Source organism: Pseudomonas sp. FG98 (assembly GCF_057808595.1).
In genome coordinates, this window is the sequence record NZ_JBMDIJ010000066.1 from 22,364 (window position 1) to 33,584 (window position 11,221).

Below are 11,221 nucleotides of genomic sequence, written 5' to 3' on the forward strand. Positions count from 1 at the left end.
TCAGTTGATGATTTACGAAGGTAAAGCCATCACGGTTAAGGCTCTTGAAAGCGGCATCGTCGAACTGAAGTTCGACCTCAAGGGTGAGTCCGTCAACAAATTCAACCGTCTTACCCTGAACGAACTGCGTCAGGCGGTAGACACCATCAAGGCCGACGCTTCGATCAAGGGTGTGATTGTCAGCAGTGGCAAGGACGTGTTCATCGTCGGCGCGGACATCACCGAATTCGTCGACAACTTCAAGCTGCCCGAGGCCGAGCTGATTGCCGGCAACCTGGAAGCCAATCGCATTTTCAGCGACTTCGAAGACCTCGCCGTACCGACCGTGGTTGCCATCAATGGCATCGCCCTGGGTGGCGGTCTGGAGATGTGCCTGGCGGCCGACTTCCGCGTCATGTCCACCTCCGCCAAGATCGGCCTGCCGGAAGTCAAGCTGGGTATCTACCCTGGCTTCGGCGGTACCGTGCGCCTGCCGCGTCTGATCGGTGCCGACAACGCGGTCGAGTGGATCGCTTCCGGCAAGGAAAACCGTGCCGAGGACGCCCTGAAAGTGGGCGCCGTGGATGCGGTGGTCGCTCCCGAGAAACTGCATGAAGCGGCCCTGGACCTGATCAAGCGCGCCATCAGCGGCGAGTTCGACCACAAGGCCAAGCGTCAGCCGAAGCTGGAAAAACTCAAGCTCAACGCCATCGAGCAGATGATGGCCTTCGAGACCGCCAAGGGCTTCGTTGCTGGCCAGGCCGGCCCGAACTACCCGGCGCCGGTCGAAGCGATCAAGACCATCCAGAAAGCGGCCAACTTCGGTCGCGACAAGGCCATCGAAGTGGAAGCTGCCGGCTTCGCCAAGCTGGCCAAGACCTCGGTTGCCGAGAGCCTGATCGGCCTGTTCCTGAATGATCAGGAGCTCAAGCGCAAGGCCAAGGCCCATGACGAAATCGCCCATGACGTGAAGCAGGCCGCCGTGCTCGGCGCCGGCATCATGGGTGGCGGCATCGCCTACCAGTCGGCGGTCAAGGGTACCCCGATCCTGATGAAGGACATCCGCGAGGAAGCCATCCAGCTGGGCCTGAACGAAGCCTCCAAGCTGCTCGGCAAGCGTGTCGAGAAAGGTCGCCTGACCCCGGCGAAGATGGCCGAAGCGCTGAACGCGATCCGTCCGACCCTGTCCTACGGCGACTTCGCCAACGTCGACATCGTCGTCGAAGCCGTGGTCGAGAACCCGAAAGTCAAGCAGGCCGTCCTGGCTGAAGTGGAAGGGCAGGTGAAGGAAGACGCGATCCTGGCGTCCAACACCTCGACCATCTCCATCAACCTGCTGGCCAAGGCCCTCAAGCGTCCGGAAAACTTCGTCGGCATGCACTTCTTCAACCCGGTGCACATGATGCCGCTGGTGGAAGTCATCCGTGGCGAGAAGTCCAGCGAAGTGGCCGTCGCCACCACCGTTGCCTACGCCAAGAAAATGGGCAAGAACCCGATCGTGGTCAACGACTGCCCGGGCTTCCTGGTCAACCGCGTGCTGTTCCCGTACTTCGGCGGTTTCGCCAAGCTGGTCAGCGCTGGCGTCGACTTCGTGCGCATCGACAAGATCATGGAAAAGTTCGGCTGGCCGATGGGCCCGGCGTACCTGATGGACGTGGTCGGCATCGACACCGGTCATCATGGTCGTGACGTGATGGCCGAGGGCTTCCCGGACCGCATGAGCGATGATCGCCGCTCCGCCGTTGACGCCCTGTACGAAGCCAATCGCTTGGGCCAGAAGAACGGCAAGGGCTTCTATGCCTACGAAACCGACAAGCGCGGCAAGCCGAAGAAAGTCGCCGACGCCTCGGTGCTGGAAGTGCTCAAGCCGGTGATCTACGAGCAGCGCGAAGTCACTGATGAAGACATCATCAACTGGATGATGGTGCCGCTGTGCCTGGAGACCGTTCGTTGCCTGGAAGACGGCATCGTCGAGACCGCGGCCGAGGCCGACATGGGTCTGGTCTACGGCATCGGTTTCCCTCCCTTCCGTGGCGGCGCGCTGCGCTACATCGACTCCATCGGTGTGGCCGAATTCGTTGCCCTGGCAGACAAGTACGCCGACCTGGGTCCGCTGTACCACCCCACCGCCAAGCTGCGCGAGATGGCCAAGAACGGCCAGCGCTTCTTCGGTTAAGCGCCCAACGGTATAGAGCGAGAGTAAATATATGAGCCTGAATCCAAGAGACGTGGTGATTGTCGACTTCGGTCGCACGCCGATGGGCCGCTCCAAGGGTGGCATGCACCGCAACACTCGCGCCGAAGACATGTCGGCGCACCTGATCAGCAAGGTGCTGGAGCGCAACAGCAAGATCGATCCGGCGGAAGTCGAGGACGTGATCTGGGGCTGCGTCAACCAGACCCTGGAGCAGGGCTGGAACATCGCGCGCATGGCGTCGCTGATGACCCAGATCCCGCACACCGCCGCCGGCCAGACCGTCAGCCGCCTGTGCGGCTCGTCGATGAGCGCGCTGCACACCGCCGCCCAGGCGATCATGACCGGCAACGGTGATGTGTTCGTCGTTGGTGGTGTCGAGCACATGGGCCACGTCAGCATGATGCACGGCGTCGATCCGAACCCGCACATGTCCCTGTACGCCGCCAAGGCCTCGGGCATGATGGGCCTGACCGCCGAGATGCTCGGCAAGATGCACGGCATCAGCCGTGAACAACAGGACCTGTTCGGCCTGCGCTCGCACCAGCTCGCCCACAAGGCGACCGTGGAAGGCAAGTTCAAGGACGAAATCATCCCGATGCAGGGCTATGACGAGAACGGCTTCCTCAAGGTCTTCGACTACGACGAAACCATTCGCCCGGATACCACCCTGGAAAGCCTCGCGGCGCTGAAGCCTGCCTTCAACCCGAAAGGCGGCACCGTGACTGCCGGTACCTCGTCGCAGATCACCGACGGCGCTTCGTGCATGATCGTCATGTCGGCCCAGCGCGCCCAGGACCTGGGTATCCAGCCACTGGCGGTGATCCGCTCCATGGCGGTGGCCGGTGTCGATCCGGCGATCATGGGCTACGGTCCTGTGCCGGCAACCCAGAAAGCGCTCAAGCGCGCTGGCCTGACCATCGCCGATATCGACTTCATCGAGCTCAACGAAGCCTTCGCTGCACAGGCCCTGCCGGTGCTGAAGGATCTGAAAGTGCTCGACAAGATGGACGAGAAGGTTAACCTGCACGGCGGCGCGATCGCCCTGGGTCACCCGTTCGGCTGCTCGGGTGCGCGTATCTCGGGTACCCTGCTCAACGTCATGAAGCAGAACGGCGGTACTTTCGGCGTGTCGACCATGTGCGTCGGCCTCGGCCAGGGTATCACCACGGTCTTCGAACGCGTCTGATCGCGTGGTTGACCAAACCGGGGCCTGGTGCCCCGGTTTTTGTTTTTTCGGATTTTTTTCAAGAGGGCCAGCGGCATGCAGATACAACCAGGCGTATACCGGCATTACAAAGGCCCTGAGTACCGTGTCTTCGGCACTGCGCGGCATTCCGAGACCGAGGAATGGGTGGTCTTCTACCAGGCCCTGTACGGCGAATTCGGCTTGTGGGTGCGGCCGTTGTCGATGTTCCTGGAGTCGGTGGAAGTTGACGGCGAGCAAGTCCCACGCTTTGCTTTGGTCGAGGCCGAAGCGACGCTGTTTTCGCGACCGGATGGCGCAGGCGGCTGAACTCCCGCGCTTGACCTCATTCTATAGCCACTATATATAGCGGTGCCGCGTCAGGTGCCTGGCGTGTTTTTTATTTCGATATTCAGGAATTTTCCGATCCATGGGCAAATCGCTGGTCATTGTGGAATCCCCGGCTAAGGCCAAGACCATCAACAAGTATCTGGGCAACCAGTACGTGGTGAAGTCGAGTATCGGCCATATCCGCGACCTGCCCACCAGCGGTTCGGCCAGTGCCACCAAGGAACCGGCTGCCAAGCGCGGCAAGACCGCAGGTGAAGCGCCGGCGCTGTCGCCCAAGGAAAAGGCGCGCAAGCAGCTGGTGGCGCGCATGGGGGTGGACCCGGACCACGGCTGGAAGGCCAAGTACGAGATTCTCCCGGGCAAGGAGAAGGTCATCGACGAACTGCGTCGTCTGGCCAAGGATGCCGACACCATCTATCTCGCAACCGACTTGGACCGCGAAGGGGAGGCCATTGCCTGGCACCTGCGGGAAGCCATCGGTGGTGACGACAGCCGCTACAAGCGTGTGGTGTTCAACGAAATCACCAAGAAAGCCATCCAGGAAGCCTTCTCCCAGCCGGGCGACCTGGACATCGACCGGGTCAATGCGCAGCAGGCCCGGCGCTTCCTCGACCGCGTGGTCGGCTACATGGTTTCGCCGCTGCTCTGGGCCAAGATTGCCCGTGGCCTGTCCGCGGGCCGGGTGCAGTCGGTTGCGGTGAAGCTGGTGGTCGAGCGCGAGCGCGAGATCCGCGCCTTCATTCCCGAGGAATACTGGGAAGTCCACGCCGACCTCGGTACCGCCAAGAACGCCAAGGTGCGTTTCGAAGTGGCCCGGGAGAAGGGCGAGGCCTTCAAGCCGCTCAACGAAGCCCAGGCCATGGCGGCGCTGGAGAAGCTCAAGGCCTCCAGCTACAGCGTGGCCAAGCGTGAAGACCGGCCGACCAGCTCCAAGCCGTCGGCGCCGTTCATCACCTCGACCCTGCAGCAGGCGGCGAGCAATCGTCTCGGCTTCGGCGTGAAGAAGACCATGATGATGGCGCAGCGGCTCTACGAGGCCGGCTACATCACCTACATGCGTACCGACTCGACCAACCTCTCCAGCGATGCCGTGGAAATGGCCCGCAGCTACATCGAGAGCGAGTTCGGCAAGAAATACCTGCCTGATGCACCGATCGTCTACGGCAGCAAGGAAGGCGCCCAGGAGGCTCACGAAGCGATCCGTCCTTCCGACGTCAACACCCATCCGAGCAAGCTCAGTGGCATGGAGCGCGATGCAGAGCGGCTGTACGAGCTGATCTGGCGCCAGTTCCTCGCCTGCCAGATGCCTGCCGCGCAATACCTGTCGACCACCGTCAGCGTCAACGCCGGTGATTTCGAGCTGCGTGCCAAGGGCCGCATCCTCAAGTTCGACGGTTACACCCGTGTGCTGCCACAGCAGAGCAAGCCGGGCGACGACGACGTCCTGCCGGAAATGGCCCAGGGCGAGGTGCTCAAGCTGATCCAGCTGGATCCGAGCCAGCACTTCACCAAGCCGCCGGCACGCTATTCCGAAGCCAGCCTGGTCAAGGAAATGGAAAAACGCGGTATCGGTCGCCCGTCGACCTACGCGGCGATCATTTCCACCATCCAGGACCGCGGCTACGTCACTCTGCACAACCGCCGCTTCTACTCCGAGAAGATGGGCGACATCGTCACCGAGCGCCTCTCTGAGAGTTTCTCCAACCTGATGGACTACGGCTTCACCGCCGGCATGGAGGAGAACCTCGACGACGTGGCCCAGGGCGAGCGCGACTGGAAGAACGTGCTGGACGAGTTCTACGGCGATTTCAGCAAGAAGCTGCAGGTTGCCGAGTCCAGTGAAGATGGCATGCGTGCCAACCAGCCGACTCCGACCGACATTCCGTGCAAGGAATGTGGCCGGCACATGATGATCCGTACCGCCTCCACTGGCGTTTTCCTTGGCTGCTCGGGCTACAGCCTGCCGCCGAAGGAGCGCTGCAAGGCCACGGTCAACCTGGTGCCGGGCGACGAGATCGCGGCGGATGACGAGGGTGAGTCGGAGTCCCGTGTGCTGTTGGGCAAGCATCGTTGCCCGATCTGCTCGACGGCGATGGATGCCTATCTGCTGGACGAGAAGCACAAGCTGCATATCTGCGGCAACAACCCGGACTGTGCCGGCTACGAGATCGAGGAAGGCAACTACCGGATCAAGGGCTACGAAGGCCCGAGCCTGGAGTGCGACAAGTGCGGCAGCGAGATGCAGCTCAAGACCGGTCGCTTCGGCAAGTTCTTCGGTTGCACCAACGCCGAGTGCAAGAACACGCGCAAGCTGCTCAAGAGCGGCGAGGCAGCGCCACCGAAGATGGACAAGGTGGATATGCCGGAGCTCAAGTGCGAGAAGGTCAACGACACCTACGTGCTGCGTGATGGTGCCTCGGGTCTGTTCCTGGCCGCCAGCCAGTTCCCGAAAAACCGCGAGACCCGCGCGCCGCTGGTGCTGGAAATCATCCCGCACAAGCACGAGATCGATCCGAAGTACCACTTCCTCTGCGATGCCCCGCAGAAGGACCCCGAGGGGCGTCCTGCGGTGATTCGCTACAGCCGCAAGACCAAGGAGCAGTACGTGCAGACCGAAGTGGACGGCAAGCCGACCGGCTGGCGCGCCTTCTACGATGGCAAGGCATGGAAGGTCGAGGACAAGCGTTAAGCGCTTCGACTGATTGCTCAAGGGCCGCGCCTGACGATGTCAGGCGCGGCCCTTTTGTTTGTGCTTTCGGGCCGAACCGCAGCGATGGGGCCCGGAAGTACGAAAAAGCTTACAGAGCCTTGCACTGGGCAGAGGCTTCCCCGAAACTGACAGACCTCGCCTCGCAGCCCTATCGGAGAGCGCCTCAATGGCCCAGGAACTCTACACTCGTACCAATCAGAAAATTTTCTTCGCCGGCCTGGCCCTCGAAGGTCTTGGCAAGGCGCAGGAAAGCCGGGCCATGAACGCCCAGGCGCTGGTCCAGGCCGAGCGGGAGTCGGCGCTGTTCCATTTGTATGGGGCGCTGCTGGGGCTGTGCCATGAGATCGCCGGTTTCTACCGCCTGCCACAAGCAAACGCGACCCGCGCCGAGCAGTTGCTGACCCCGGAAGTTCTGGAAAGCATTGCCATTCCGGAAATGGCCGAGTTGGTCGAGCTGGCCCAGCAAGGGGAGACCTGGCTGGCGCGTTTGTTGAAGGCTTATTCCGATTTGTTCAAACCGCCGGTCGCCAGCAAAGCACCCAAAGGCGATGTCACCCAGCCGTTGATTCAAGCCGTCAGCCTGGACGAGCCTTCTGTGGCGCCGCTTTCACGGGAAGAACTGGAAGAGTGGCGGCAGAATCTGAAGAAGCTGACCGTCCGTTTTCGCGAGGGCTTGAGTGAGTGCTGATTGTGACCGGCACTGTTACAATGTCGCCCTTTCCTGGAGACCTGTCCTGATATGCCCACGTCCTTTCTAGAAATTGTCGAATTGCCAGACGGTCGCATCGAACTGCGCCGTGCCGAGGACGAGGGTTCCCTGGTAACCCTGAACTTCTCCGAAGATGCCAAGGCATTCCTGCAGGGCCAGCATGTCGAGGTGGCCAAGGCCATGCTCAGCGTTGGCGTGCAGATGGCGGGTCGTCTGGTGGAAGGTGAGATCGAGCGGGAAGATGAAGGGCCTCGCGTCCTTCATTGATGCCGGGATGTTGGCTGGGCTTCCTCGCAATGAGGAAGCCGGATTCTCGGTGTTTTTGCGTATTTCTTGAATATCAGCCCAAACGAATGTTCAGGCTCTGCGCGCGTCCAGCGTTGGCGGCACGGGTCAGTTGTTGTCGTGCGGCGCTGCCGACCGGGGTCAGCCAGCTCACCACGGTGTGACTGCGGCCCAGGCGCAGGGCATCGCAGGCCAGTTGCAGGGCGCTCTGATTGCTGCGCGGTTGCAGGATCAGGATGCGTTCGCGATTCAGGCCGGCGTCGCGCAGCCAGGCCTGGGTCAGGCTTGCAGGCGGGGCGATCAGGGTCAGCCAGCGTGCATCTTCTTCTTCACTCAGTTCTCGCAGAACCGGCGCCAGCAGGTTCTGGCAGTGCTCCAGCGCACCACGGAAAGACAACTCGCTGAACACCTGGGGTTCATTGCTCGCTCGTGCGGGCTTTTCCGCCTTCAGTCCAGGCAAGGCCGGCTGCGCCAGGAATGCCTCGAACAGGGGTAACTGTGCTTGCTGTGGTGTGTGGGTAAACTGCATGACGCCTCCTCTTTATCGGCGAATGACGCCGACGCTCAGCCCCTCGATCACCAGGTCCTGTTCTTTCAGGTTGACCTCGATAGGGGCGAATTCGGGGTTTTCCGCGATCAGCCAGACCTTGCTGCCTTCACGTTTGAAGCGCTTGACCGTGACTTCGTCACCCAGGCGGGCTACGACGATCTGCCCATTGCGCGCTTCACGGCTGGTGTGTACGGCGAGCAGGTCGCCGTCGAAGATGCCCACGTCCTTCATGCTCATGCCGTGTACGCGCAACAGGTAGTCGGCGCGAGGATGGAAGAAGGCCGGGTTGATGGCGCAGGATTCCTCGATGTGCTGTTCGGCGAGGATGGGGGCGCCGGCGGCGACCCGGCCGATGATCGGCAGCGAACTCTCGTCCTGCTGGGGGCGAGCCTCGAAGCCAGGGATGCGAATGCCGCGGGAGGCGCCCGGGGTCATTTCGATCGCGCCTTTGCGGGCCAGCGCCTTGAGGTGTTCTTCAGCGGCGTTGGGCGACTTGAAGCCCAGTTCCTGGGCGATTTCGGCGCGGGTCGGCGGGAAGCCGTTGTCTTCCAGGCAACGTTTGATAAAAGCCAGAATCTCAGCTTGGCGGGGCGTCAGTTTTAGCATGTTGATGGCTCTGTCTTTTTATACAGTGACTGGGATTATATACAGTGGCCTTCTGGCTGCAAGCTTTAAGCGGCCAGCGGCAAGAAAAAGCAACGGGCCCCCGTCCTGCCGCCGGCAGCTGTGATCTAATAGCGCCGCCTGACTTGACAGTCACACCTATGAAACGTATGTTTCAAACAACTGTTTGTCAGGTAGATTAATTCATGGCCCAATCGGAAACCGTCGAACGCATTCTCGATGCTGCCGAGCAGCTGTTCGCGGAAAAAGGTTTCGCGGAAACCTCGCTGCGCTTGATCACCAGCAAGGCCGGGGTCAACCTGGCAGCGGTCAACTATCACTTCGGCTCGAAGAAGGCGCTGATCCAGGCGGTCTTCTCGCGCTTCCTCGGACCTTTCTGCCAGAGTCTCGAGCGCGAGCTTGACCGCCGCCAGGCGCGCCCCGAGCACAAGCCGAACCTCGAAGAACTGCTGGAAATGCTGGTGGAGCAGGCGCTGGTGGTTCAGCCTCGCAGCGGCAACGACCTGTCCATCTTCATGCGCCTGCTGGGCCTGGCCTTCAGCGAAAGCCAGGGGCACCTGCGGCGTTACCTGGAAGACATGTACGGCAAGGTGTTCCGCCGTTACATGCTGCTGGTCAACGAGGCCGCGCCGCGGATTCCTCCGATCGAGCTGTTCTGGCGCGTGCACTTCATGCTCGGTGCCGCAGCCTTCAGCATGTCGGGAATCAAGGCGCTGCGGGCGATTGCCGAAACCGACTTCGGTATCAACACCTCCATCGAGCAGGTCATGCGCCTGATGGTGCCGTTCCTCGCCGCGGGCATGCGTGCCGACAGTGGCGTCACCGACGACGCGATGGCCGCCGCGCAGCTGCGTCCACGCAGCAAGTCGAGCAGTACGGCGGTCCCTGCCAAGGCTTGATCGGCGACTGGGCGCGACGCCTGGCTTCGGCTAAGCTAGCGCCCCATGTCTACTCTCGATCTGCTGCATATTTCCCTTGCCGACCAATGCCTCTACGGGTTCTCCCAGGGCCGTCTGGTCGTGCGTCTGCCGGTGTCCACGGCGCTCAATGGTCCGGGTGAGCGCAACGGCTCCGGCTGCACGCCGCGGGGCCTGCATCAGGTGCGGGCGAAGATCGGCGCTGGATTGCCCCAGGGGGCGGTGTTGCGTGGCCGACGCTGGACCGGCGAAACCTGGACCCGTGAACTGCACGAGCAATTCCCCGGCCGCGACTGGATCCTGACCCGCATCCTCTGGCTCAGCGGCTGCGAGCCCGGGCGCAATCGCCTGGGCGCGGTCGACACCTTCCGCCGCTACATCTATCTGCACGGCACGCCTGACACGGAACCCATGGGCGTGCCGTTGTCCCATGGCTGCATCCGCCTGCGCAATGCCGACCTGGTGGACCTGTTCGAGCAGGTTCCGCCGCATTGCCCGGTACGTATCGAAGAAGCCGCCTGCCCGCAGTGGGCCAGCGCCCCCCTTGATTGAAGGATCACTTATGACTGCCCGCCTGCAAGGCTCCCTGATGGTGGATATCGCCGGTACCTGGCTGACCGCCGAAGATCGTCATCTTCTGCGCCAGCCCGAAGTGGCCGGCCTGATCATCTTCGCCCGCAATATCGACAGCCCGCGCCAGGTGCGCGAGCTGACCGCGTCCATCCGTGCCATCCGCTCCGACCTGATTCTCGCCGTCGACCAGGAAGGCGGTCGTGTGCAGCGCCTGCGCCAAGGCTTCGTACGCCTGCCGGCGATGCGCGCCATCGCCGACAACGACAATGCCGAATACCTGGCCGAGCAGTGTGGTTGGCTTATGGCGACCGAAGTGCTGGCGGTGGGTCTTGACCTCAGTTTCGCCCCGGTGCTCGACCTCGATCACCAGCGTAGTGCCGTGGTCGGCAGCCGCGCTTTCGAAGGTGATCCGCAGCGCGCCACCGCCCTCGCCGGTGCTTTCATCCGTGGTATGAACGCCGCAGGCATGGCCGCATGTGGCAAGCACTTCCCCGGTCATGGCTGGGCCGAGGCCGACTCCCATGTCGCCATCCCTACCGACGAGCGCAGCCTGGAGCAGATCCGTGCTGCCGACCTGGTGCCGTTCACCCGCCTCAGCGGGCAGTTGGCAGCGGTCATGCCGGCCCATGTGATCTATCCACAGGTCGACAACCAGCCCGCCGGTTTCTCCCGCCGTTGGTTGCAGGAGATCCTGCGCGGCGAACTGGGCTTCGACGGGGTGATCTTCAGCGACGACCTGTCCATGGCCGGTGCCCACGTGGTGGGTGATGCCGCCAGCCGCATCGAGGCGGCACTCAGTGCGGGCTGTGACATGGGCCTGGTATGCAACGATCGCGCAGCGGCGGAGCTGGCCTTGAGTGCGGCGCAGCGGATGAAGGTCAAGCCGTCGCCACGGATTGCGCGGATGCGCGGACAGGGCTTTGCCCGCACCGATTACCGTGAGCAGCCGCGCTGGCTGGAGGCGTTGGGTGCGTTGAAGCAGGCGCAACTGATCGATTGATCGGGTAGCACCCAGGGGCCTGATCTCTGTCCTGACCGCGACTAGCATGGGTATCTACACATCTTTTTCGCTTTGTGGTGCTGGTACTGCGAGCTTATCCGTTCAAGGCGGCGCCGCTGGCGGCCCCTTCCGCCTTTACGGCG

At 62.4% G+C, this 11,221-nt stretch carries 11 protein-coding genes; 9 read left to right on the forward strand and 2 right to left on the reverse strand.

What is annotated here, in order from left to right; all coding sequences use genetic code 11:
* The first annotated feature begins 7 nt into the window (after positions 1-7).
* From fadB to ACODSK_RS25655, 6 genes are all read left to right on the forward strand, one after another.
* Entirely contained in the window at positions 8-2,155 is a 2,148-nt protein-coding gene (gene fadB / locus ACODSK_RS25630; protein WP_489019892.1) for a fatty acid oxidation complex subunit alpha FadB, read from the forward strand.
* 31 nt (positions 2,156-2,186) lie between these two features.
* Positions 2,187-3,362 carry an acetyl-CoA C-acyltransferase FadA gene (gene fadA, locus ACODSK_RS25635; RefSeq protein WP_489019893.1) on the forward strand — a complete coding sequence of 392 codons (1,176 nt, stop codon included), beginning with the start codon at positions 2,187-2,189 and terminating at the stop codon, positions 3,360-3,362.
* Between the two features lie 75 nt (positions 3,363-3,437).
* Complete coding sequence (locus ACODSK_RS25640) at positions 3,438-3,689, forward strand: DUF1653 domain-containing protein (protein ID WP_489019894.1); 252 nt, start codon at positions 3,438-3,440, stop codon at positions 3,687-3,689.
* 100 nt (positions 3,690-3,789) lie between these two features.
* Entirely contained in the window at positions 3,790-6,399 is a 2,610-nt protein-coding gene (topA, locus tag ACODSK_RS25645) for a type I DNA topoisomerase (RefSeq protein ID WP_489019895.1), read from the forward strand.
* 187 nt (positions 6,400-6,586) lie between these two features.
* On the forward strand, positions 6,587-7,108 hold the full coding sequence (locus tag ACODSK_RS25650; RefSeq protein WP_489019896.1) for a DUF6586 family protein: 522 nt from the start codon (positions 6,587-6,589) through the stop codon (positions 7,106-7,108).
* Between the two features lie 51 nt (positions 7,109-7,159).
* Positions 7,160-7,396, forward strand: a complete 237-nt coding sequence (locus ACODSK_RS25655; RefSeq protein WP_042124341.1) for a hypothetical protein — start codon at positions 7,160-7,162, stop codon at positions 7,394-7,396.
* Positions 7,397-7,469: 73 nt separating this feature from the next.
* Here the strand turns inward: ACODSK_RS25655 and sulA are convergent, their stop codons facing one another.
* The gene (gene sulA, locus ACODSK_RS25660) at positions 7,470-7,943 is read right to left on the reverse strand and encodes an SOS-induced cell division inhibitor SulA (RefSeq protein ID WP_489019897.1); all 474 of its coding nucleotides are present in this window, start codon (positions 7,941-7,943) and stop codon (positions 7,470-7,472) included.
* A 12-nt stretch (positions 7,944-7,955) separates the two neighbouring features.
* On the reverse strand, positions 7,956-8,570 hold the full coding sequence (lexA, locus tag ACODSK_RS25665; protein WP_489019898.1) for a transcriptional repressor LexA: 615 nt from the start codon (positions 8,568-8,570) through the stop codon (positions 7,956-7,958).
* A gap of 203 nt (positions 8,571-8,773) precedes the next feature.
* On the opposite strand from lexA, the gene ACODSK_RS25670 reads away from it, so the two are divergent.
* Genes ACODSK_RS25670 through nagZ form a run of 3 tightly spaced genes read left to right on the forward strand, consistent with a single transcriptional unit; the run spans position 8,774 to position 11,078 of the window.
* Positions 8,774-9,487, forward strand: coding sequence for a TetR/AcrR family transcriptional regulator (locus tag ACODSK_RS25670; protein ID WP_489019900.1), 714 nt, complete (start codon positions 8,774-8,776; stop codon positions 9,485-9,487).
* A 45-nt stretch (positions 9,488-9,532) separates the two neighbouring features.
* Positions 9,533-10,057: a L,D-transpeptidase family protein gene (locus tag ACODSK_RS25675; protein ID WP_489019901.1), complete on the forward strand. Its 525-nt coding sequence runs from the start codon at positions 9,533-9,535 to the stop codon at positions 10,055-10,057.
* A 22-nt stretch (positions 10,058-10,079) separates the two neighbouring features.
* Entirely contained in the window at positions 10,080-11,078 is a 999-nt protein-coding gene (gene nagZ / locus ACODSK_RS25680; protein WP_489019909.1) for a beta-N-acetylhexosaminidase, read from the forward strand.
* Positions 11,079-11,221: the final 143 nt, after the last annotated feature.

Coding starts and splice junctions, on each gene's coding strand:
- ACODSK_RS25640 (WP_489019894.1), top strand. CDS start 3,438: ATGCAGATACAACCAGGCGTATACCGGCATTACAAAGGCCCTGAGTAC.
- topA (WP_489019895.1), top strand. CDS start 3,790: ATGGGCAAATCGCTGGTCATTGTGGAATCCCCGGCTAAGGCCAAGACC.
- sulA (WP_489019897.1), bottom strand. CDS start 7,943: ATGCAGTTTACCCACACACCACAGCAAGCACAGTTACCCCTGTTCGAG.
- ACODSK_RS25655 (WP_042124341.1), top strand. CDS start 7,160: ATGCCCACGTCCTTTCTAGAAATTGTCGAATTGCCAGACGGTCGCATC.
- ACODSK_RS25670 (WP_489019900.1), top strand. CDS start 8,774: ATGGCCCAATCGGAAACCGTCGAACGCATTCTCGATGCTGCCGAGCAG.
- fadB (WP_489019892.1), top strand. CDS start 8: ATGATTTACGAAGGTAAAGCCATCACGGTTAAGGCTCTTGAAAGCGGC.
- lexA (WP_489019898.1), bottom strand. CDS start 8,570: ATGCTAAAACTGACGCCCCGCCAAGCTGAGATTCTGGCTTTTATCAAA.
- ACODSK_RS25675 (WP_489019901.1), top strand. CDS start 9,533: ATGTCTACTCTCGATCTGCTGCATATTTCCCTTGCCGACCAATGCCTC.
- ACODSK_RS25650 (WP_489019896.1), top strand. CDS start 6,587: ATGGCCCAGGAACTCTACACTCGTACCAATCAGAAAATTTTCTTCGCC.
- fadA (WP_489019893.1), top strand. CDS start 2,187: ATGAGCCTGAATCCAAGAGACGTGGTGATTGTCGACTTCGGTCGCACG.